Consider the following 22812-nt stretch of genomic DNA (forward strand, 5'->3'; position numbering starts at 1 on the left):
AGCACATTCATCGAAATGATGGGTACAACTATGCAACATGAAAAGATGATTCGCTGCGCTCAATCTGAGTTAGCTGGTCGCAATTCCCCTCCCGCTAACCCTATCGGGTGTAACGGGAGTCCCCTTGCTCCATTGAGATGGGTGATTAATAAACGGGTTATTGCTGAGTAAAGCAAAAATAATTATTATTAATCAGTAAGGGTTATGATAAAGATATTAGCGATCGCAAAGCAATGGAAATTAGCTTGTCAGATAGGAACAACATTCTTAGGGCATTAATAGAAGGCACTACGGATGCTCTTTTTATTAAAGATATTCAAGGCAAATATTTATTTGTAAATTCGGAAACTGCCAGAATTTTAGGGAAGTCAGCCGGAGAAATTATTGGCAAGGATGATAGAGAACTTTTTGCCTTAGAAACAGCGAGAATAATCATGGAAAATGACCGCCGAATTATCAGCAACGGTAAGTCGGAAACGGTAGAGGAAATTATTTCTATTAACAACAACACGCAGGTATATCTGGCAACAAAAAATGTCTGTCGAAATTCTCAAGGAGAAATTATTGGTTTAATTGGAATATCACGGGACATTACAGAGCGCAAAAAAGCAGAAAAAGAACGTTTAGCATTACTGAGAAAATTAAGCCAAGAAAGTGAAGATTTAACTGCTCTGAGTAGAGTGACAGCTAATGCAGTTAGTACATTAAATTTAGGGGAATTACTAAATGTATTGCTTCAGCGAATTGTAGAAGTAATTAAAGCAGATACAGGCGTAATTTTGCTCAAAGAAGGCGATCGCCTCTGGGTGAGGGCTACCATTGGGATTGAAGAAGAACTGCGAGCGGGATTTAGTGTAGCGATCGGTCAAGGTTTTGCTGGTACTATTGCCGCTACTCATCAACCACTGTATATAGAAAATGTCCAAGCAAATCCGCTGATAATTAGCCCAATTTTAACACAACTGAATATTCACACAATGATGGGTGTACCTTTAAAAAGGAATGGGAATTTAGTGGGAGTGCTGCACGTAGATTGGTTTAATAATCATCCCTTTAGCGATCGGGAACTTCATCTATTAGAAATTACCGCCGAACGCTGTGCAATGGCAATTATTAATGCTCAACTTTATGAGGAAACTAAACAATTACAAGAACGGTTGCAACTGCAAATCGATCGAATGCCTATTGGCTGTATTCTTAGAGATCGAGACTTTCGGATTATAGATTGGAATCCCGCCGCAGAAAAAATATTTGGTTATCCCAAACAAGAAGTATTAGGTAAATACCTGGAACACTTAATTACTTCCCCTGACGCTAGAGGTTTTGTGCAACAAATTCACCAGCAGTTAGCAGCCGGAGAAATTACCGATCATAGCTTAATGGAAAACATTACTAAAGATGGTCGGACAATTACTTGCGAGTGGCATAACACACCGTTAAAAGATGCCAATAATCAGATTGTTAACTATATGACAATGGTACAAGATGTCAGCGAACGCAAACAAGCAGAAGAAAAATTGCAACGTTATGCTTATTACGATCTAATTACTGGATTACCAAACCGCACTTTATTTCTCAAACAACTTAAAGAAACTATTCACTTAGCAAAACATCACGAAGACAGTTTATTTGCTGTATTATTTTTGAACTTAGACCGCTTTCAAATGGTTAAATTTAGTTTGGGGCATCATTTAGCCGATCGCTTGCTGATCACTGCTGCTCAACGAATTCAAAATTGTTTACAAAATAGAAACTTCTCATTTTTTGATGTTGATTTAGAATCAAATTTAATCCGGGATAACCAAACCTCACAGAAGCCAACTTTCGCGATAAATAATACTTCCAAGAATCCCCAGAAATCAAGAAAAGCAATGGTAGGACAAGTAGGATTAGATGAGTTTGCTATCTTGTTAACAAACTTGGGAGAAACTAGCAACGCGACTCAACTTGCTGAACAAATTTACCAAGCACTCAGCTATCCTTTCGATCTTGACGGACAGGAAGTTTTTATTACTACTAGTATTGGCATTGCATTCAGTTATGTCGGTTATGAACAACCAGAAGATTACCTGCGTGCTGCTGATACAGCCATGCACCAAACTAAACAATTAAGTAAAACTCGTTATGCAGTTTTTGAACCGGGATGGCAAACTCAAGCTGTAGAACGCTTGCAGTTAGAAACAGATTTAAGACGCGCGATCGAACGTCAAGAATTCCAAGTTTACTATCAACCAATAGTCTCAATTAAAAATGGCAAATTAATTGGTTTTGAAGCCTTAGTCCGTTGGTATCACCCCAGCAGAGGTTGGGTTTCACCAGTAGAATTTATTCCCCTAGCCGAAGAAACCGGATTAATTAGTTTAATCGATCGGTATGTACTAAAAGAAGCTTGTTGCCAAATGGTGACTTGGAAAGAGAAATTTCCGCAACAATTCCCCTTAACAATTAGTGTCAATCTCTCCGCTGCTCAATTAGCACAATTGGGATTAATAGAACGCATCGACCAAATTTTACAAGAAACTGGAATTAACCGAGAAAGTTTGAAAATAGAAATTACAGAAAGTAGCTTGACGGGAAACTGTGCTTCCGAGACAGCCATGTTACAACAATTAAAAACTTTGGGAATTCAGCTTTCAATAGATGACTTTGGTACAGGCTACTCTTCTTTAGCAAGGTTGCATCAACTACCAATTGATACTTTGAAAATCGATCGATCCTTTGTCAATCAAATGGCTTTTGATAGCGAAAGCTTAGAAATTGTCCGCACCATCATTTCTTTAGCTCACATTTTAAACATGGATGTGATTGCCGAAGGAGTAGAAACCACCGAACAACTCCTGCAATTGCAATCTTTAGAATGTGAATATAGTCAAGGTTTCTTGTTTTCACGACCTGTCGATCGCCAAACAGCAGAAAGATTAATCTCTTCTAACGGTCACTTTGTCTGGGAAAATCCAAATAATCAACAATGAGCAAATATTTATCTTCCTAACTATCATAATTGTAATTAAGTTTGTAAGTAGGTAGATCTAAATAAAGTAAAACAAAGGCGGGCAAGATGCCCACCCCACAAGATTTTCAGCTTTCTTGTGGGGTAGGCATCCTGCCTGCCCCACAAAATTTTCAGCTTTCTTGTGGGGTAGGCATCCTGCCTGCCCCACAAAATTTTCAGCTTTCTTGTAGGGTAGGCATCCTGCCTGCCCCACAAAATTTTCAGCTTTCTTGTAGGGTAGGCATCCTGCCTGCCCCACAAAATTTTCAGCTTTCTTGTGGGGTAGGCATCCTGCCTGCCCCATTGATAGATAACTATTTTTACTTTATTTATTGGCACCTACTTAGTAGCGACTTTAGTCGTATATTCTTAAATAAAAAGACTAAAGTCCTCACAACGAACCAGGTTTATTACTATCATGACTCAGCGTAAAATTGGTTTAACTGGCGGTATTAGTACTGGCAAAACAACAGTTTCAAATTATTTAGCTAACACTTATCAATTACCAATTTTAGATGCAGATATTTATGCTCGTGAAGCCGTACAAATTGGTTCCCCAATTTTAAATAAAATTGCTCAACGTTACGGAACCGAAATCCTTTTACCTGATGGTGCATTAAATCGGCAAAAATTAGGAGAAATAGTTTTCCGTGACAATGAAGAACGCATTTGGTTAGAACAACAAATACATCCTTACGTCAGACAACGCTTTGCAGAAGCAATGAATCAATTACCATCAAACAGCACAGTTGTCTTAGTCATTCCTCTACTATTTGAAGCAAAATTAACAGGGTTAGTTACAGAAATTTGGGTAGTATTTGTTGATGAACAACAACAAATAGAACGATTAATGCAGCGAAATAATTTAACATTAGAACAAGCGAAAGCGAGAATTAGCAGTCAAATGTCACTCGCACAAAAATGCCAAAAAGCTGATGTTATTTTAGATAATTCTGGCAGCTTGTCATACCTTTATCAACAAATAGATGCTGCATTAACCTCTTAACCTTTCGACAAAAATTTGATGTTCAGGTGTTGCTAAACCCATTTGTAACACCGACTGAACCTCAACCAAATTGCCAGCTATTAAAGCCGGAACTGCTAACCATAAACCGGGAAAAACTTCACTTTTAATTGTTCCGGTTGCATCCCTTGGTAAAACAATATATTCTCCTTCCCTTAACCGAAACCAATCAATTTTTTGCTCGTTCACTTGCCATACTAAATATTCTTGCACTTGGTTGCGACGATAAACTCTTAATTTATCTCGTAAATCATAAGAAGCGCTACTCGCAGCTATTTCAGCAATGAATTCTGGCGCTCCTTCTAAATAATCATCTTCACTAATAATTGTTTGTCCACCATTCTCAATTCTTAATAGTGCATCAGGTTGAGGTTCATTATCAGCATCAAGACGAACTGTAGTATTATCAAATAATCCAACTCCCGGTGTAGCAATCTGATAAGAAAACAACCATCCCATAATATGAGCATGAGGTTGACCGTGAGTTACCCGAACTGGCGATCCCATATAAACTACTCCTTCAATTAATTCCGCTTTTTTCAAATTAGGCATTGTTTGGTAGCGCCGTTCAAATTCAGCACGAGTTAGACGATCGCCATTTTCCAAAGGCAAAATTTTCGCCATTATTTCAGTCATAATTCAACCTCCAATTAAAAGAAATACTAATCAACCAGGTTCGTTGTGAGGACTTTAGTCCTTCTATCTGACAAAGAAACGACTAAAGTCGTCACAACAAACTTCATGCTCAACCCGGTTTTCTCGTTCCCAGGTTCAACCTGGGAATGAGGTGAATGGAGGTTCTACCTCCATTGCTGCAAGATCTGAGTTTAAGCTGCTTCTCCCCCGACAATTACATTTTTAATTCGCAAAGAAGGGCCACCGCAACCTACAGGTAAACCACTTTGTCCACCTTTACCACAACCACCGGACTCATCCCAGTAAAAATCATCGCCGATCGCTTCAATATCAGCCAAAGTACTAAACACATTTCCTGAAAGAGTCACATCGCGCACAGGTTCAGCAATTTCTCCATTGCGGATCATCCAAGCTTCCCCAGCACTAAAAGTAAACATTTCGCCATTCGTCATTCCCCCCAACCAATTACGTGCATAAACCCCTTCTTTGATATCAGCAAATAAATCCTTAACAGGTGTTTTTCCCGGTTCAATCCAAGTATTAGTCATCCGCACTAATGGGGGATAATGATAATTTAAACACCGGGCATTTCCTGTAGCAGTTTCGCCCAATTTGCCTGCTGTTTCACGAGAATGCAATCTACCGACTAAAACGCCATCTTTAATTAATCGAGTGGTAGTTGCTGGCGTACCTTCATCATCGTAAAAATAGCTACCTCGATGTCCTTCTGGGGCTGCACCATCAAAAATTTGCAATTCTTTTGGCCCAAATCTGCGTCCGATCGTCATTACTTCCAACAAATCAGGATTTTCATAAGCCATATCTGCTTCCGAAAGATGACCAAAAGCTTCATGAACAAACAACCCACTTAAAATTGGGTCAATCACCACCTTGTAAGTGTTACCTTTAACTGGAGGTAAAGCTAAGGCATCAACGGCGCGTTGGGCAGCACTTTTAACTTGGGAATCTAAACCAATTAAATCTTCATAAGCTTTGCGCGATCCTGTAGTTTCCCTACCAGTTTGTACGGTGTCTCCATTTCTGGCAGTAGCAGCAAAGCGCATTTCCATATCCACCCAAGATTGTTCTAGCATGGTGCCTTCGGAAGTGGCGAGAATCACTCGTTGGGCATTGTCACCATAACGGACTGAAGTAGTAGTAATCCGTTTATCTAGGCTACGGAGAATTTCTGTGTAGCGATCGCACAACTCTTTCTTTTGGGCTAAAGAAATTTGGCGCGGATCGGTGCCAGTTAAAGGTAAACTGCAAACATCCTGCACTGCTTGAATCGGTGCCAGAATCGTTTCTTCTTCTCCTACCATTCTGGCAGCTGCGATCGCTTCCTCCACCCGTTCTTTGAGCGTTGAAAGTTTATTAAAGCTAGCAAAACCCCAACCCCCCTTGTAACAAGCCCGCACCTGTCCACCAAGCGAGATCCCTTGGGAAAGGGTTTCTATCTTATCCGCTCGCAGTAAAATCTCAGTCCCTTCCGATTCTTCCAGGCGAATCGCCAAATAGTCAACTTGCGATCGATAACGAGCAATCAAATCAGAAAGCAGGTTTTTCCCATTGATCAGTAAAGTCTGCATGACAGGCAACTCTTGAATAAAAGTTTAAGTTAACCGAAATGTGAGCTAATTCGATCTATTCTGCAATTTAATGGGTAGCGTTAGCTAGTGCAAGAAGGCTCTAAGGCTGCAAGGCAAGAATACTTTTATCTTCAGCTTTGAAGAAGTTTTCAACTGCTCAATCATTTCTGCTGTGCTGGCACTAGTTAGAGCCAATATCAACCCCCAAAAAATCACTCAACTGTAAGTATTAAATTTTACAGTTAATTTGGGCAAGTTATAAATATAAGTTGCTGAAGCATCTACTATTTGGAGAAAAATCTCGTAAAGTATGAATTTAGAAAATCAGAGCCAAAAATTGACATTGTTTGGGCTCCCAGCAGAGCGGGGCAGATGGTTATTAATTCCTTTGGGAATGATCGTTTTGCTTTGCTTGGGGACAGTTTATTCCTGGAGCATTTTTAGAAAGCCGCTAGAAACGTTACTCAATATTGGCGCAACTGAAAGTTTGTTACCTTACACTGTTGCGTTGGTTTTTTATGCAACATTGATGCCAATAACGGGTTTTTATATCGATCGCATTGGCACCCGAAAAATTACTGCTCTCGGTGGTTTAATTGCTGGAGTCGGATACATTCTTTCTAGTTTCGCCACCAACATCTCCGTGCTGGCTTTTACTTATGGGGTGATTGCTGGAAGTGGCGTTGGCATTGCTTATGGAGTACCAATGGTAGTTTCGGCTCGTTGGTTTCCCGATCAAAAAGGTCTAGCTGTTGGTTTGACTATTGTTGGTTTTGGGTTATCTCCGCTGGTAACGGCTCCCTTAGCGAAGAGTTTGATTGATGCTTATGGAATTAGACAAACTTTGTTGATTCTGGGGATTGTTTTTACGATCGCTATTTTATTAATTTCCCTGGCTCTGAAACTACCACCTCAAGGATGGAGCCCAAAGGGGAGAAACGTTTCTCAAACTAAGCAAATTTCAGCGCCAATTAATCGTCCCAATATGTTACAAACTCGCTCGTTTTACGGGTTGTGGGTTTGTTACATGATTGGTGCTTTAGTTGGGTTAAGCGCGATCGGCATTTCCAGCCCAGTAGCACAGGAAATTATCGAAATCGATCCGGTTTTAGCTGCTAGTAGTGTTTCCCTATTTGCGGTTTTCAATGGTTTAAGTCGTCCTTTGTTTGGCTGGTTAACCGATCGCTTTCCACCCAAATATGTAGCAACAGCAACCTACGTTTTGATTATCATTGCTTCCATTTTGATGATCAATGCTCGCTCTGGACAAGTCGCCACATATTTAATTGCATTCTGTTTATTTTGGTTCTGTTTAGGCGGATGGTTAGCACTCGCACCCACAGCAACTTTGACTTTATTTAAACCAGAAAATTATGCCAAAAATTACGGAATTGTCTTTACAGCCTACGGTGTGGGCGCACTTTTGGGAACTGTGGTTGCCGGGAGAATTCGCGATCTGTTTGGAACCTACACCTACGCTTTTTATCCAACCGCTTTTCTCGCTGTAATCGGAATACTGGTAGCGACTACCACATTAAAGCGCGATCCGGCTAACGCCATGTTTAGCGATCGGATGTAGATCTGGCACCATTCTCAACAAGACTTGAAAAACCGGGTTTATGAACGAAAAATCTAGGCTTTCAGGTTTAGTTATTGGCTCACCTCCCGGTTTTTAGCCTTTGGTCAAAAACTATTGATTCTGTGGAGAATTGTTGGGATTGGTGAGTGTATTATCTCTTATCCCACCATTAATACCTGGATAAAGAGGTGTTCCCGCTGGGTTATTGGTGTTGTTTCTATCAATAGTGATTTGAGTGCCATTACGATAGTAGTAAGTTGTAGATCCATCTGAGCGAGGAACAGCAACAGTAGGAGATATGATGCCACTAGGCGTAGAAATCATTCCATTTCCATAAACACGCGCTCCGTATGGATAATTAAGCCAATTCCCACTACCATACTGTTGTTGATTCGAGGAATTAGTTGTCTGAGCCAAGACATTTACAGCACTTAAACTAGAGAGCGCTGCTAATACTAAAATTAACCATCTATATTTCATAACTGCACCTAATGATAGTTAATAATTAATTAGAATCTTAATAGTTTCAGTCCAGATATTTCATCAGTCTATGTATATAAATCCAGAAGTAAAAGCAGTTTTGTGGCAGCGCAGTGATAACCAATATGGTGCAGAGCCCGTTACCTACCCTAGTATTGCAGGAAATATCAGGCAGAAACCAGGTTTTTCAGGATTTTACTCACCGGAAAAATCTGGTTTTTGTTGAGTTTCTGTTGCGCTCGATACAGCAGCGCACAAAACTAAACTAAACGACCCTAGCATTACTAATTATGGAGATATTATTGCTTTACAAAATCAGAGAGGAAATACTATCAGCTACGAAGAAGACACCGACTCAGTACTGTCGAGAAATTTTCAAAGTTTTGCATGAAGCACAGCAACATTATACAGAGATTAAGTTGGTTTATTCCATGCCTGTAAGTTTAGCGATCGCAGTTGGCATGACGATTCAACATTTTTGGAATGTTAAATTAACTAATTACGACCCAAAAACGGAAACTTATGCAGATTTAATCAAAATGAATGAAATTATTTATCAGGGGTGAATTGATAACAATTAGTAGGGTGCGTCAGAAATTCAAACCTTGATACTGTCAAACAGATTTATGGTCTGACGCACCCTACAACTACAACTTCATTCAACTCTTGTAGGGTAGGCATCCTGCCTGCACCATCCTTTTTATTTGCACTCTACTTATAAATAGAATTGATACATATTTGAGGAGTTGCTTTAGAGGAAAGTTTTGGTTTTGAAGATTTGTTTGGCTTTTTGATAATATTGCTCGGCATTGTCGATCGCACTCCCCACCCCTGCCCTTTTTTTATCTATTAAAGCATGAGCGATCGCTGTCCGAATCGGATTTACTTGAAAGTAAAGTTGCGCTAGTTCTCGATTTCTATTATTAGGATGATGTAAGAATTCTTTCATGGTGTTGCGATCGTTTTCTGAACCCGGATTTTTTCCTTCTAGTTCACAAAGATAAGTAATGATAGCTTCGGCAAGGGTAATATAGCCTGTGGCATAGCGTTGATTTTCAAAGTACCAACCTGCTAATTCTAATTGATATTCCGCTTCGGGAATGGCACTGCGGGTAGATTTTTGGGCAAATTTTTCCGCGAATTTTTCTAAGATTCCTCGCAGATAATTAAAGGGTTTGCTGGGCGAAGGTTTGGCTAGAGAAGATTTTAATGTGGTACTATTTTGTTTGATGGCGTTGACATAATTCATATTAATAGATTGGGATACTTGAGATATTTGTTGAGCTAGGGTAGTTTCTCCCTGTTTCTCCAGAAGTTCGGCAATTAAATCGCCATTGCCATAGTTTTTTAAGCTATATGCTCCTTTAATCCAAGCGGTGATTTCAAATAAGGGATTTAAGTCTACTACTGGGGTATATTTTAGTTCCGCTGTTACGTCGAGCATTCCATAAAAAACTCCCGATATTTTTATTTGTTTTTCTGACAGCAGTTCTTGGATAAATGTCACGGTGAGAAATTGGAAAACTGATAAGGAACGAAAGGAATGGGTAATATCAAGGTAAAGTTCATCTCCTTTTTCTAGGGAATCTATTACTTGAATCGTTTTATCGAAGTTTTCCCACAACTCTGCTTGATCTATTCCATATTTGATCAAGATACAGCGGGATTTTGCTCCTAATACTGATTCGATTAAGGATAAGTCTAATGAATCAAGGGGACTGCGATAATCTAGTTGGGCGATTTTATCGGCTAGTTGGCAATAGTAATTTTCATCACAGTTGACATTTTTTTCTTGGCAAAATGTCTCATAAACTTCTTCCCACATTGATTTGACTGTGCCAATAAAGATGATTCCGTCTAGGTTTAAGTGTTCGTAAAGTACTGAGGCGATAAAGCTTTTTTCGTAATCTTTGCCATCGATTTGATATTTAGCGGTTCTGTATTTTCGGGTGGCTGAGTTGTTTCTATCCAGTGAGCCACTTCCTAGCGGTGAGATTAGAATTTTAGCCATTGGTTGTCCTAGAATTTCGTTTTTTTGGTGGATGTTTGAGAGTTTTTGACTTGGCTAATCTGGGTTTTTCCTGTGGTTGGAAAAGTTAGATTGCCAAGTCTTTTGAGTTGATTTAATCCAGTCGTTAGAAGAAACTTCTTTCTGGACTGAGATCTTGCATTTGTGCTGTTAGCCCGCCCGGAAATCAATTTCCGGGCTAATAGCTCAAGTCCATTTTAATGGACTGAAAGCAGAAGAATTCTTAAATATTTAGTCCTCTTTAGAGCGGTTCACGGGCGGGAATGCCCGTTATAGATGAAAGAAACAATTGTTTGGTACGCAGGCATAAGGTTGTGTAGGGACACGGCATAATTAACTTTATTTTCTAGTCCAAAATATCTCGGATGCCGTGTCCCTACATATTTGTCTCTTAGGTTGTGTAGGGACACGGCATAATTAACTTTATTTTCTAGTCCAAAATATCTCGGATGCCGTGTCCCTACATATTTGTCTCTTAGGAGGAGTTTAGCTATTAGCCTGCGAATTGATTCGCAGGCGGATTTTTTACTATGAGTTTCCAACAAAGCAACTTTACCCTGTTGCCGGGAGACAAACAGTTTGTCCTGTGCGTCAGACAGAAAAATTTGGGCAAGTAACAGTAATTTTTAGTTCTGACGCACCCTACGGATGATAACTTAACCGAGTCGTCGGGAGTTTAGTAACACTTAATCTATCGCTAAAAGCTGCTGCTAGTTCTTTGCTATTAATTGCTATAGCACTTTCCTGCCATTCATGAATCAGTGCTTCGAGATTATCCCATGCTTGAGGGTCTGAACCTACAAGGCGGTAGGCATTCTCTACTTCTGCAATTAGTTCGCGCAGTTCGTCATTATCAAAAGCTTTTACCCATTCTAATGGATGTTCGGAACTGATTTGCTCTCCTAAACGCGATCGATAAGCAACATCAATTAGCTCAATCACAACTTGGCTCATCTTAGCAGCTTTTACCATGTAGGTTATCCGATCGCGTCGCAGCAAGGCAAAGTGTTGCTCGTTGCGAGTGATGGTGACAGGACGTTCCCAAGCTTTATCTAGAACTTGTCCCGGTTGCTGATTCAATTCTGTTGCTGTGATTAATTCATCACCGTAAACACTAGCTGACGCTTCAATAAGCATAGTCGGGCTGCGAAAAGGTTTTTTATCCATATATGTAGATTATACGTAGTCATCGATCTTCAGTAAGTCGAAAGGAAACGAACGCCAGTAGACGGTATTTTTCCAACAAAACGACTTCACCGCTCCGAAAAACTTACTTAAACTTACTCAAGTCAAACAACGAAAGTTGAAACCAAGAAAGTTTAATGTTTTCTTCCTGCTTCATTGAATCCTTAACAGCAGCGCCATTAAGTTGGTTTGACTCTCCACAGGCTAACCCCATTGAGCTAATGGTTTTTGGATAATCAATATCTGGATGCCAATGTTCTAAATTAATGCTGGCATTCAGATCTCTACCTATTTCTATACCACAATTACCACACTTAAATACTCGTTTGGATAGTGGCATTTTCTGACGATGATGGCAACAACTACAAAGCTGAGAACTCGGATAAAACCGATCGACTATAATTATTGTTGCACCATAGCAACTAGATTTGTATTGCAGTTGTCTTTTAAACTCATAAAATCCACAATCAGCAATTGCACTAGCTAATCTATGATTCCTTAGCATTCCAGAGACATTTAAATTCTCTATGACAATTTCGCTGTGGTTCTTAGCTAGCCAAGTTGTTAGTTTGTGCAATGCGTCATTTCTGATATTAGAGATTTTTCTATGCAATCTAGCTACTTTTAAATTAGCCTTAGCTCGATTTTTAGATCCTTTTTGCTTGCGGCTAACTGAACGTTGCAGATGAGCTAACTTTCTTTTAGCTAGGGGATAAGCTTTCCGATTAGGAAAAACAACACCATCTGAACAAGTAGCTAAGGCACTTATTCCAATATCAACTCCTATTCGTTGCCGGATTTTAGGAGTTTGTTTAGGCTCTAACTCGTATTTAAACGCAATGTACCAGTCATTTGCTCTTTTGGTAATCGTGACACTTTTCGGTTGAACTGTAGGTAATATTTCATGACATTTAACCCAGCCAAAATTAGGTATTTTAATTTTATCGCCCGATATTTTAATATCACCTGCTAAATAAAAACTATCTTTCGTATTTTTCTTCTTAAATTTTGGTCTACCCGTTCCTGGTACTTTAAAAAGACGTTTGAATGCTTTATCTAAATTTCTTAAGGATTCTTGAGGAGACCATTTAGATACTTCGTAATACCAAGGGTTAACTGATTTAACTTCGGCTACTAATCGCTTATGCAAATCAATAGCAGTTGGCAATTTTTCTTTATTTTCTAAAGCTTTTAGGCAAATTTCTAATCCCCAATTCCAAGCGTGTCTAGCTACACCAGCGTGTTTAGCAGCTAATGTTTTCTGCTGGTTATTGAGGTTTAGTTTTGTCTTAAAGCCTTTTAGCAATTTGGTTGAATCTCCTGCATTCAAATTTATTTGGTTGTCAGAGAATCATTGTAAAGCATCCTAATACAGGAATGATTTGGTGTGACAATTCCTTGATTGTTACACCAAATCATCCTGCTAATCAATGACGCTTTTTAGCTAAGCGTTTAATAGGCACACTCAGTCCGATTTAGTTGTCAACAAAGCAACTTGACCCTGTTGCCGGGAGGTTCCAACCTACTGGTTGGCAGTGTTTTTCTGGGTGGCGTTTCCAACAAAGCAACTTGACCCTGTTGCCGGGAGTACAATACAAGAATTAACTCGCAAATATCACGAGTTAATGTGGTTTCCAACAAAGCAACTTGACCCTGTTGCCGGGAGTTATAGTAAGAAACGATCTTGCTGAATATGGAATAGAGTTTCCAACAAAGCAACTTGACCCTGTTGCCGGGAGTCGGTTGCTTGTTTGGCAGTAGCAACGCTTTTGATAGTTTCCAACAAAGCAACTTGACCCTGTTGCCGGGAGAGGATTAATTGCAAGATTGGAAAGATTAAGCGTTAGTCGTTTCCAACAAAGCAACTTGACCCTGTTGCCGGGAGTTCCACCAGACCGTATACCACACTTTTACTCGTTGGTATCACAAGTTTCCAACAAAGCAACTTGACCCTGTTGCCGGGAGACACCAACGATGAGTGGAGTCGGCGAATTGAACCCAAGTTTCCAACAAAGCAACTTGACCCTGTTGCCGGGAGAGCTACCAATAAAACCCTTACCCAGCATACCATTGAAAACCGATTTGCGAACCCCCCAAAATTTGTGACCACAAATTAACGAAAACGCCGAGAAAAAATCGCTCAAACCCTTACCAGACAAGCCAGCGACCGCCTCAACGAAAGAATCGTACTTTCCGTGATTTTCTCACCCCCTCGCCAAAAATTTTTACCCGATATCAATTTTTAGAGTATCAAAGGGAACCCTAGAAATAGACAAGACTACCCTTGTCCACCGAAGTTTTTAGAGGAAAACCCCTCTTCCAGACCACTGTTAAAGTAGCAACAACTAAAAAATCAAAATAGCAAACCAGAAAAAAATCAACTTCATGCCAGACACCACCTACACCGCTATTACCTTCGCCCCAGTCCAAGGATTTATCGAAAAATCCCGCAAACTGCGAGATTTATATGGTAGTTCCTTTATCTTGTCCTACCTTTCCCGCACCCTCTGCGAAGCAGCAGAGAAACAAGAACTCAAAGTAATTTCCCCAGCCATAATTGATGTAGTGCGGGGAACACCCAACCAAATCATTATTCAAGGAAACTTTGAGGAAAGTCAAGCCTTAGCAGTGTTTCACCAAGCTTGGGACACCTTAACTTGGACTTGTCGCCAGTGGATAGAAAAGCAAATACCAGGGAAATATAACTGGCGAAAAGATTGGGAAATGTGGACAAAACACGCTTGGGAATTTTTTTGGGCAAATGGTCAAACTATCAGCGAGGCGCGACGCAAACTGAACAAAATCAAAGGAAAACGAAGTTGGACGGGTATCAACTGGCAAGGTGAAAGTTCCACTTTATCAGGTGCAGATGCGATCGCCTATCCTAACATGGGAAGCCCCACCAACCCAAAAGATTACAACTACACCCAAGAAAAGTCACAAATTAGCCAATTTTACACCCAACTTAGACAACTCAAACCATTAGGAGAAGCCTTTATCGATGAAAGTGAACAGTTAAGTATTCCAGAATTAATTAAACGACTAATCACTTATGATGTCATCGCCACTCAAATCAATCTGAAACCAAACGAACTACCGAGTGTGGAAATTCCCCAAACCTTCCGCGACTTAAATCGCCTCAGCGAAAAACGCTGGACAGGATGGTTTCAAGGAGATGGCGACAGCATCGGAAAATACCTGATCCAAATCTCTGAATCTGCTAACGAAGCCCAAATACTCCATGATTTTAGTCAATCAATGCTCGACTGGGGAGAAAAAGCTTTAATTCCCTCAGTTAAACAAAAGAGTGGGAAGGTAATATATGCTGGAGGAGATGATTTTCTCGGTGTATTTTTCCGGGACAAAGCGGAACTCAAACCCCAAGAATGCTTAAATTGGTTTTATGAATTCCCGAAAGTCTGGGAAAAACATGGACGAGAACTAACAGTCAGCGTCGGTTTTGTTTGGGCGGGAGGCGGCGTACCCCAAAGAGATGTTTTACAACATTGTCGAGAGGCGGAAAAATCTGCCAAGAATCATGGACGCGATCGCCTTGCCTTGCGAGTATTATTTAATGGAGGCAACTATTTAGAATGGGTTTGTCCTTGGTGGTTTTTACCGGAAGTGTTGGGGGGATATGGCGATCGAGAAAACGGCAAAAACTGGACACATATATATAATGATGTCGCCGTCTTACAATCCCGCCATGCCTTTGAAGGAAACCAATCAGAAGTAGCATTAGGCTTATTTACAGTTTACTTTGGGGAACAACTCAAAGACCAACTATTAAAACATCTCTGGAACGTAGACGAAAAAGCGGGAATTTTGGGCAAAGAAGAAACCGAACCCGCCAACACAAACACCGCCTTAAATAACTGGATAATTAACCTCGCCAAAGTAGGGTTTCATCTATGTCACTAACATTCGATTATCTGATAATTATCGAACCATTAGGATTACTTTACGGTAGCGCCGGAAGATTCCTTTCCCCAGAAAACCTAGTCGGACGTTCCGGGACAAGTTTCCCCCCATCAGCTGCTACAGTATCCGGCTTATTTGCTGCTAACTATGCCGAAAGCGAAACCGACAGCGAAAAACTCAAAGAAAAACTCAAACCCTTAAAAATAGCAGGCCCATTTTGGGCAAAAAATCACGATTTGCAAAACTTTTATCTACCAACCCCTTTCAATTTCCTAGTCAGCAATGGTAAAATAAAACATCAGCTAACATGGCATCCAGAAACAGAAGAATGGCAAACCGAAACAGGTAATTCACCCATAGGTAAATTCGACAAAAAAGGCAGTTGGATTCCCATTAAAGAATGGCAACAACCGCAAACAGTAGAAACCGACCCTTGGGAAAATTTACCGCATCTCCATCCCCGCTTAGAATCCGACCAGCGGAAAGTTTTTGCGGAGAGCGATCGGGGAAGTTTATTCTTAGAAAATGCCGTACAATTAAACCCAGACACCAGCTTAATTTACCTGAGTAACCTCGAACTACCCCCAGGCTGGTATCGCTTTGGCGGCGAAGGGCACATAGTAAATATCAAATGTATCAAAACCGATAGTAAGACACTAGAATTACTCAACCAACCCGTAGGTAAAAAATTTGCCATTATCACCCCAGCCATTTGGGGTTCCAACCGCCTATCATACCGAGAACCAATGATTTATCAAAACAACAACTGGTCAACAGCATGGCAAATAGAAACCCTACTCACAGAACGCGCCACCCCATTTCGCTACCGCTTAGGAGGAACAGGCAAAACCAAACGCCTATCACGCGGACGTTACGCAGTCCCCCCCGGAACAGTTTACCTCTTAAAAGAACCCCTAACCCAACCCTGGCACCAATGGTCAGAAACCTGGTTCCCCACCGAAGGCTACTCCCTAAAACGCTGGGGTAGCGCCCTAGCCCTCCCCCTCCCCCCGTAGGGTGCGTTAGCGCAGCGTAACGCACCACCACCGCTAACTCTTGCTACCCCCGTAGGGTGTGTTAGCGCAGCGTAACGCACCACTAACTCTTGGGTAAATGATAGCAGTGCGATCGTTCTACCACCGTAGGGTGTGTTAGCGCAGCGTAACGCACCACTAACTCTTGGGTAAATAATAGCAGTGCGATCGTTCTACCACCGTAGGGTGTGTTAGCGCAGCGTAACGCACCACTAACTCTTGGGTAAATGATAGCAGTGCGATCGTTCTTACTCCCAAAAACCATCCCCCAAGATGCTGCAAAATGGTGCGTTACGTTATCACTAACACACCCGACAAAATCTACAAAATTTGTTGTGAAATGGTGCGTTACGTTATCACTAACGCACCCTACAAATAAACTACAAACTTATAAAATGGAGATTAACTAATGTACAAACAAGCCTTTGGAATTATTGAAACATTAGCACCCCTTCATGTAGGTGCAAGTGCCGGAGAAGAAACCGGAAACTTAAACTTAATTTTCCGAGATCAATTCACCCAAACCGGATTAATTCCCGGTAGTTCAATTCGCGGACGTTTTCGCGCCGATATGCGAAGTAAGCAACCAGAAAAAGCGCAATATTGGTATGGTCACGAAGCAATAACTGACGAAAAAGAGAAATCAAAAGATGGCGGAACAACCGAAGCAATAGTAAAATTTGAATATGCTTCCTTAGTATGGTTGCCCGTTTTTTGTCCCGGTCAACCAGTAGTGTGGATCAGCTGTCCCAGACTATTAAAACGCTACCAATTAATCACCAACATTAGTGAAAAAATCCCCCCAGCCTACACCGCCCCAAAAACATTACAAGGGCGACAAGTCGGCGTAAATCGCAAGATACTATTTTTCAACTTAGGCTTTTTAGAAATCGAAAACGAACAAGATTTATCAGCTTGGATTCCCCCAGGTGTAAACAACATTCCCGAATCTAACTTAGTCGTCGTCGGAGATAACGATATTGCCATGCTGCATGACATGGCACTTTATCGCCAAAGTCGAGTGAAATTGTCCGACACAGTAAAAAAAGTAGACACAGGAGCATTTTTTAATGTAGAAGCTTTACCAGAAGGCAGTATTTTAGCATTTCCCATAGCCTTAAAAAACACAGGTTGGCAACCGTTTGGTGATGCCAAAACAGCACAACTTTATTTTGGGGGTTTGGAGTCGATCGGATTTGGTCGTTGTCGCGTCACACTAGGAGGAGAATATTAATTATGGGTTGGAACACTTACGGCTTAGACCGAGAAGCACAAAAATTAGTATTAGCTGCCAAAACTCGCAACAAAGACAGCTTAAACCAAGGATATAAAATGCGAATGGCAGTAGCTTATGGATTAGAAAGATTTTGGGGCGAACACTTGCGCCTACAGAAAAAAGAACCCGACAAATCAGCCTATTGGAAAGCCACCTGGGATACTTTAGTCAAAGTAATGAAAACAGCCGGAGTTGACTTACCCAATGATTCCGTCACCCCCGACAACACACAAGCAATCCAAAAAATGAGCGAAAAATTGTGGAATTTAACATTAAATGACCAACGAATTGCAATGGCAATATTAACAGAATTATGCGATTGTTTAGTATGGTGGACACAGCGATATAAAGGATGATGCTAGATCCCCGACTTCTTGAAGAAGTCGGGGATCTGGGGGATCTGACGCACCCTATGGAATTTCCCAGTCCATTAAAATGGACTTTCGCTATTAGCCTGCGAATTGATTCGCAGGTGGGCTGAAACGACAAGTACAAGATTCCTGTTTAAGGTGCGTCGATACCTTTGCAGAGGAAACATCATTTCCCCGAAAAACTGCCAAACTTCCCTTGTAATCTAGCTTTTGCACAATTAGGGAACCTCCACCCGACTAATCGATGCACCTGGGCTAAATGCCACAACCTTTGATTTTCGTTAATCTACGTCGATGCTTTACCAGAACTAGGTTTGAGCTATGTTGTTGACTCCACTTTTGATGCTGGTTTACAATCCATTTAACAGGTGCGTCGATTTGATGGCTGAAACTCTCTCTGGTTATAGCCTCTGCGACGAACTCCCTACCGATTGGGTCAAATCGGATTTGTTGGAAACCTGGTTAGGAGAAAGGAGAATTAGTTAGAGCAGGAATCTGTCCCTACCGATTGGGTCAAATCGGATTTGTTGGAAACCTCCTTAATTTCACAATTTTTCTCAGGTGTGGTTTTATCCCTACCGATTGGGTCAAATCGGATTTGTTGGAAACTACTGAGCTTTTGCCTGCATATTTCCAGCAAAACCCCTACCGATTGGGTCAAATCGGATTTGTTGGAAACCGCTGTGGAGTTTGCGCCCCTGCTGCTTTGATTAACCCTACCGATTGGGTCAAATCGGATTTGTTGGAAACACATCTATTATTTTCTTTTGATATGCAGTGTGACCCTACCGATTGGGTCAAATCGGATTTGTTGGAAACCACAAGCTACTCTTTTAATTGATTCATCGAATATGTCCCTACCGATTGGGTCAAATCGGATTTGTTGGAAACACGGAACAGTTCCGTAAACCGCCAGAGTTGCAGCTGTCCCTACCGATTGGGTCAAATCGGATTTGTTGGAAACTTGCATGGTGGTGCAAAGAAAAGCCCAAGTCCTGCCCTACCGATTGGGTCAAATCGGATTTGTTGGAAACGGTCTGGTCAAATACTGGCTGACCCTTCATATCGTACGCTCCCTACCGATTGGGTCAAATCGGATTTGTTGGAAACAAGTTAGAGACGATAGAGATCGTTGTTCCAACCTTCACCCCTACCGATTGGGTCAAATCGGATTTGTTGGAAACCCTACTAGATAGATGCACGCTTGGAAGGTGGCAGTTTCCCTACCGATCGCATTCAGATCAAACCAACCAAAAACACTAAAAAACGGGTGACAATAGCAAAGAAAAATGCTCATTAGTCACCCTACCTAATCAAAACAAAACCAATAATTTCACCCAAAAAATTACCCAAAATGGCAAACATACCCGACGCAGCCAAAAAAGTACCATTAATGTTCCAAGCCCAAACCGCTGGAAGATGCCAACTGCAATATCTCAAAAAAGATGTAACCCAACAAGATGCCGAAAAATGGGCTTCCGAATGGGTAGAAAAAGCCTATCCCAAATCCCCCGATTTTGGCACAGAAGTAGAAACTCGAACTTATACAATTAATTGGCGTTTTGTCACCAATGCTGGACAAGACGATGGCATAGTTCGCCCAGTCATCGGTGCTTATGGTTGGCCCTTTTATCCAGGTAGCAGCATGAAAGGAATTTTCCGCAATGCTTGCACTCCAGAACAAGCAGAACGCTACTGTGGAAAACCCTTAAACGGAGGAGATTTCGCCCCAGGAATTCTCCGCTTTCATGGTGGTTATCCTGTAGATGAAAACTGGCAACAAAAGCTAATTGATATCGTCCATCCCCAACAAGATTGGCAAGTCAAAACCGACCAAAAACCAGCAGGTGCTTTTGTACAAATCTCCCTGTTTAAACCCAAATTAAAATTCGGAATTTCCAGCAATATCCCATTAACTGAAACCGAATGGGAAACCATCTGGCAGATTTGGGAAAAAGCCTTTGCCACAGGAATTGGTTGCCGAGTTAGTGCTGGCTACGGACAACCGAAAAAACTCACAGGCGAAGTACTTCACCGAGTCCAATTACAAGGACAAGGTGCAGCCGCCAAATTATTAGATAAAACCGGAGAATTTCGCCCCAATATGTTTAAAGCTGCCGTGAGAGGTCATGCTTTACGCATTTTTGGCGGGTTAACAAATAGCAAAACAGCTGATAGCGTAGTTCAAACTTTATTTGGTGGAGTCCAAGACGAAGGAACGGTCGGATTATTAGGGATAACCTTTCGAGAAACCGCTTTAGAATTAAATGATTTTGGAGTCGGTTCTTATGCCGTGCCAACTTATAAAGTAGAAGGACAATTAAGCTGGTTATTAACCCAAAACATCCCGGAAACTGAGCGAGAAACTTTGCAGAAATTGATTAAATCTTTAACTCAATTCGCCATGTTGTTAGGTGGTTTTGGTAAATCTTGGCGCAGAGCAGATCATCGATTATTTTATCCCGAATATTATGATACTGAAACACCAAAACCGCTAATTGGTTGTCATTGGCAATGGAATGGAGAACGTTCTTTAATTAAAGATGTCAAAGTTCGCAAATTAGAAAAAGTCGGTGAATTTATTGAGGAAGTGCGCCAAGTAGCCCAAGATTGGCTAGAACTCCAAGGAATCACCCCTAATCCTCAACAAAAAGCCAACTGGCGGGAAACCTGGCATCCTGAAACCGTCGAAATTTGGGGAAGACAAACAAAAGAAGGTGCAGAAGATTGCGAAGCTGTGCGTTGGCTACATGGCCCTTACCGGGAAGCTTTGCCTAAAGCGAGAATTACTGAAGGTTCGATTTATCGGACTTCGGTAACAGGTGAACTTGGCAATATTGGCAGATTGTGGCATCGAATGTATCCAGTAATTGGACTGAAAAAAAATCCCGATGAACCAAGTAAACCAATTCTTAGAAATACTAATCAATTCTTTGAGTTACTAACTTTTTTCCCTGATGATTCTGAGCATTCAGATGAATTTTTAGACTTTTTGGCATCTGAGCAAAAATTGTTTCAAAAACTTTGGCCTTTAGCATAGTTGTAGGGTGCGTCAGGAATTAAAACCTTGATGCTGTCGAGTAGATTTATAATTTGACGCACCGTAATGCTACAAAATAGGGAAAAAATCAAGTAGTTTTATAAAAAATACTAAAATTATTAATTTTTCCCTTTAATTCAAACTAATAAATCAACAGTCCTTTTAAACTCATCGAGCAAAAAACTATCGGTAGCTTCTTCGTAAATTTCCCGATCGATCGCATTGCACATCGCTTGGTGCTTCTTCCATTGCAGCCAGATTCCCAAGCTAGAGCCAAAAACAAGGAATAAAAACCACAACCATGTAGGCGGTTTGCCATTGGTTGTAATCATCATCTTTGATGATCGTCTGCGATCGCGCAGCGTGGCACAGGCAGATCCCATTTCTCCGGTTATAGCCCCCACTTATCACTATAGCCAGCAAGACTCATACCATAACTCATTTAATTTATTGACATATCGTAAATAAAACGTTACATTAATTTACATAAGGAAACAAACGAGAGAGAGAGAAACAAATGTACACCACTAACGAAGAAGGCATTTTGAACAACTACGCTGCTGAACCCACCGTTTACGTTGCTGAGTACCCTTCACCAGAACAGCAACAGCGTTACCTGTTTCAAGGTGGAGTAGCAGTTATGTTTGTTACCTTGTTAGTTTTGACTGCTTTTGGGGTTAGCTAAGGATTTATTTGATTTTAACTAAGGTGAATCGCGTCTAATAGAAGAATTCTCCCAATCTGCCTCAGTCTAAAAACTGAGGTTTTTGCTATTGTTTGCTTCAGCTAAAAAGTCAAAATAAATCTGCCTCCTAAAATTCACAAAATACTTCCGACAACAATTCGTAAATCGCTGTCACTCCAGTTCGTAAAGCATTTGTTCCACTTAAAGTTGTGCCATATTCATCAGTGAAATTACCGCAATTATCCCAACCCGGAACATTCGCTAACGCTAAACTCTTGCCTAGTTGATAAACTGCTTTGTTGAGGAAGACAACCGGACTACCCGCTGTTAATGTGGCTTCTATGGTTTGGTCTGTAGTTGATGCTAATCTTTCTTTAATCAGCGAAATTGTTTATTTGGATTGACCAGTGGAAACCCTGGCATAAGCGATTATTTCAGGGATTTCAACAATTTTCTCCTGGTTGTTCACAAGCACCAATACTCACCCAACTGCTAGAACCATCGCTCCAATGTTCTTTTTTCCAAATTGGTGCGTTGTGTTTTAGAGTGTCGATCGCATATTGACAAGCAGCAAAAGCCTCCGATCTATGGGGACAACCTACAGCTACCAAAACACTAATTTCCCCAATCTCTAACCTTCCAATTCGATGATGAATCACTACCCGATTTACATCTAACCAAGTATTACGAATTTGGGTGGCAATTTGAGCAAAAACTTGTAACGCCATCGGTTGATATGCTTGATATTCTAATGCAACCACCGCTTTCCCATCAGTTTGATTGCGAACCATCCCACTCATTACGACGATCGCACCATTACCAGCATCATCTGCTAAAGTGTAAACTTCCTCTAAAGATAAAGGGGCAAAAGTAATCGCAAAACTATCATTTGGATGGGATTCAATTGGATAAGTTTGTGAACTGACAACAGTAGAATTCATAGGAAATAGATAGAAAAGAATAATTCCAAC

General features: G+C 40.9%; 21 protein-coding genes and 2 CRISPR repeat arrays. Of the genes, 11 read left to right on the top strand and 10 right to left on the bottom strand.

Annotated features, from left to right (window positions below):
- Nucleotides 1–233 precede the first annotated feature (233 nt).
- Nucleotides 234–2972, top strand: a complete 2739-nt coding sequence (locus tag ACE1CC_RS02130) for a sensor domain-containing protein (protein WP_413268827.1) — start codon at nt 234–236, stop codon at nt 2970–2972.
- Nucleotides 2973–3007: 35 nt separating this feature from the next.
- Here ACE1CC_RS02130 and ACE1CC_RS02135 read toward each other — a convergent pair whose 3' ends face one another.
- The gene (locus ACE1CC_RS02135; protein ID WP_413268828.1) at nt 3008–3331 is read right to left on the bottom strand and encodes a hypothetical protein; all 324 of its coding nucleotides are present in this window, start codon (nt 3329–3331) and stop codon (nt 3008–3010) included.
- A 79-nt stretch (nt 3332–3410) separates the two neighbouring features.
- Between ACE1CC_RS02135 and coaE the strand changes: the two genes are divergently transcribed.
- Entirely contained in the window at nt 3411–3998 is a 588-nt protein-coding gene (coaE, locus tag ACE1CC_RS02140) for a dephospho-CoA kinase (RefSeq protein ID WP_413268829.1), read from the top strand.
- Here the strand turns inward: coaE and ACE1CC_RS02145 are convergent.
- Together ACE1CC_RS02145 and ACE1CC_RS02150 are read right to left on the bottom strand one after the other, a co-directional pair.
- Entirely contained in the window at nt 3987–4652 is a 666-nt protein-coding gene (locus tag ACE1CC_RS02145; protein WP_413268830.1) for a Uma2 family endonuclease, read from the bottom strand. The two genes, coaE and ACE1CC_RS02145, sit on opposite strands and share 12 nt — an antisense overlap.
- 191 nt (nt 4653–4843) lie before the next feature.
- Entirely contained in the window at nt 4844–6241 is a 1398-nt protein-coding gene (locus ACE1CC_RS02150) for a TldD/PmbA family protein (protein WP_413268831.1), read from the bottom strand.
- A 310-nt stretch (nt 6242–6551) separates the two neighbouring features.
- Here ACE1CC_RS02150 and ACE1CC_RS02155 point away from each other — a divergent pair, with 310 nt between their 5' ends.
- Nucleotides 6552–7820, top strand: a complete 1269-nt coding sequence (locus ACE1CC_RS02155; protein ID WP_413268832.1) for an L-lactate MFS transporter — start codon at nt 6552–6554, stop codon at nt 7818–7820.
- A gap of 111 nt (nt 7821–7931) precedes the next feature.
- On the opposite strand, the gene ACE1CC_RS02160 is transcribed toward ACE1CC_RS02155, so the two are convergent.
- The gene (locus ACE1CC_RS02160) at nt 7932–8300 is read right to left on the bottom strand and encodes a hypothetical protein (RefSeq protein WP_413268833.1); all 369 of its coding nucleotides are present in this window, start codon (nt 8298–8300) and stop codon (nt 7932–7934) included.
- Nucleotides 8301–8370: 70 nt separating this feature from the next.
- On the opposite strand from ACE1CC_RS02160, the gene ACE1CC_RS02165 reads away from it, so the two are divergent.
- The gene (locus ACE1CC_RS02165; RefSeq protein WP_413268834.1) at nt 8371–8526 is read left to right on the top strand and encodes a hypothetical protein; all 156 of its coding nucleotides are present in this window, start codon (nt 8371–8373) and stop codon (nt 8524–8526) included.
- A 64-nt stretch (nt 8527–8590) separates the two neighbouring features.
- Entirely contained in the window at nt 8591–8866 is a 276-nt protein-coding gene (locus ACE1CC_RS02170; protein ID WP_413268835.1) for an SAVED domain-containing protein, read from the top strand.
- Nucleotides 8867–9051: 185 nt separating this feature from the next.
- Here ACE1CC_RS02170 and csx2 read toward each other — a convergent pair whose 3' ends face one another.
- The 3 genes from csx2 to ACE1CC_RS02185 all read right to left on the bottom strand — a co-directional run bounded on the left by csx2 (nt 9052) and on the right by ACE1CC_RS02185 (nt 12820).
- Nucleotides 9052–10311 (bottom strand): TIGR02221 family CRISPR-associated protein, encoded by a 1260-nt coding sequence (csx2, locus tag ACE1CC_RS02175; RefSeq protein ID WP_413268836.1) that lies wholly within the window; start codon nt 10309–10311, stop codon nt 9052–9054.
- Nucleotides 10312–10971: 660 nt separating this feature from the next.
- On the bottom strand, nt 10972–11496 hold the full coding sequence (locus ACE1CC_RS02180; protein WP_413268837.1) for a hypothetical protein: 525 nt from the start codon (nt 11494–11496) through the stop codon (nt 10972–10974).
- A 103-nt stretch (nt 11497–11599) separates the two neighbouring features.
- Entirely contained in the window at nt 11600–12820 is a 1221-nt protein-coding gene (locus ACE1CC_RS02185; RefSeq protein ID WP_413268838.1) for an RNA-guided endonuclease InsQ/TnpB family protein, read from the bottom strand.
- Nucleotides 12821–12992: 172 nt separating this feature from the next.
- Nucleotides 12993–13552: direct repeats of the CRISPR family, unit length 36 nt; unit sequence GTTTCCAACAAAGCAACTTGACCCTGTTGCCGGGAG.
- A 347-nt stretch (nt 13553–13899) separates the two neighbouring features.
- Between ACE1CC_RS02185 and ACE1CC_RS02190 the strand changes: the two genes are divergently transcribed.
- Together ACE1CC_RS02190 and ACE1CC_RS02195 are read left to right on the top strand one after the other, a co-directional pair.
- Nucleotides 13900–15435 carry a Cas10/Cmr2 second palm domain-containing protein gene (locus ACE1CC_RS02190; RefSeq protein WP_413268839.1) on the top strand — a complete coding sequence of 512 codons (1536 nt, stop codon included), beginning with the start codon at nt 13900–13902 and terminating at the stop codon, nt 15433–15435.
- Complete coding sequence (locus ACE1CC_RS02195) at nt 15426–16451, top strand: type III-B CRISPR module-associated Cmr3 family protein (RefSeq protein ID WP_413268840.1); 1026 nt, start codon at nt 15426–15428, stop codon at nt 16449–16451. The genes ACE1CC_RS02190 and ACE1CC_RS02195 overlap by 10 nt, the downstream gene beginning before the upstream one ends.
- 82 nt (nt 16452–16533) lie before the next feature.
- Here the strand turns inward: ACE1CC_RS02195 and ACE1CC_RS02200 are convergent, their stop codons facing one another.
- Entirely contained in the window at nt 16534–16734 is a 201-nt protein-coding gene (locus tag ACE1CC_RS02200; protein WP_413268841.1) for a hypothetical protein, read from the bottom strand.
- Between the two features lie 144 nt (nt 16735–16878).
- Between ACE1CC_RS02200 and ACE1CC_RS02205 the strand changes: the two genes are divergently transcribed.
- From ACE1CC_RS02205 to ACE1CC_RS02215, 3 genes are all read left to right on the top strand, one after another.
- Nucleotides 16879–17703: an RAMP superfamily CRISPR-associated protein gene (locus ACE1CC_RS02205; protein WP_413268842.1), complete on the top strand. Its 825-nt coding sequence runs from the start codon at nt 16879–16881 to the stop codon at nt 17701–17703.
- Between the two features lie 2 nt (nt 17704–17705).
- The gene (locus tag ACE1CC_RS02210) at nt 17706–18101 is read left to right on the top strand and encodes a hypothetical protein (RefSeq protein WP_413268843.1); all 396 of its coding nucleotides are present in this window, start codon (nt 17706–17708) and stop codon (nt 18099–18101) included.
- Nucleotides 18102–18538: 437 nt separating this feature from the next.
- Nucleotides 18539–19300: direct repeats of the CRISPR family, unit length 36 nt; unit sequence CCCTACCGATTGGGTCAAATCGGATTTGTTGGAAAC.
- Nucleotides 19301–19470: 170 nt separating this feature from the next.
- On the top strand, nt 19471–21156 hold the full coding sequence (locus ACE1CC_RS02215; RefSeq protein ID WP_413268844.1) for an RAMP superfamily protein: 1686 nt from the start codon (nt 19471–19473) through the stop codon (nt 21154–21156).
- A 137-nt stretch (nt 21157–21293) separates the two neighbouring features.
- On the opposite strand, the gene ACE1CC_RS02220 is transcribed toward ACE1CC_RS02215, so the two are convergent.
- Nucleotides 21294–21539: a hypothetical protein gene (locus ACE1CC_RS02220; protein WP_413268845.1), complete on the bottom strand. Its 246-nt coding sequence runs from the start codon at nt 21537–21539 to the stop codon at nt 21294–21296.
- A 134-nt stretch (nt 21540–21673) separates the two neighbouring features.
- Here ACE1CC_RS02220 and psb34 point away from each other — a divergent pair, with 134 nt between their 5' ends.
- A complete protein-coding gene (gene psb34, locus ACE1CC_RS02225) occupies nt 21674–21841 on the top strand; it encodes a photosystem II assembly protein Psb34 (RefSeq protein ID WP_413268846.1) in 168 nt (55 codons plus the stop codon).
- 443 nt (nt 21842–22284) lie between these two features.
- Here psb34 and ACE1CC_RS02230 read toward each other — a convergent pair whose 3' ends face one another.
- Nucleotides 22285–22782: a molybdenum cofactor biosynthesis protein MoaE gene (locus ACE1CC_RS02230; protein WP_413268847.1), complete on the bottom strand. Its 498-nt coding sequence runs from the start codon at nt 22780–22782 to the stop codon at nt 22285–22287.
- Nucleotides 22783–22812 lie beyond the last annotated feature (30 nt).

This window comes from Floridaenema aerugineum BLCC-F46 (assembly GCF_041929345.1).
GTDB lineage: Bacteria > Cyanobacteriota > Cyanobacteriia > Cyanobacteriales > Aerosakkonemataceae > Floridanema > Floridanema aerugineum.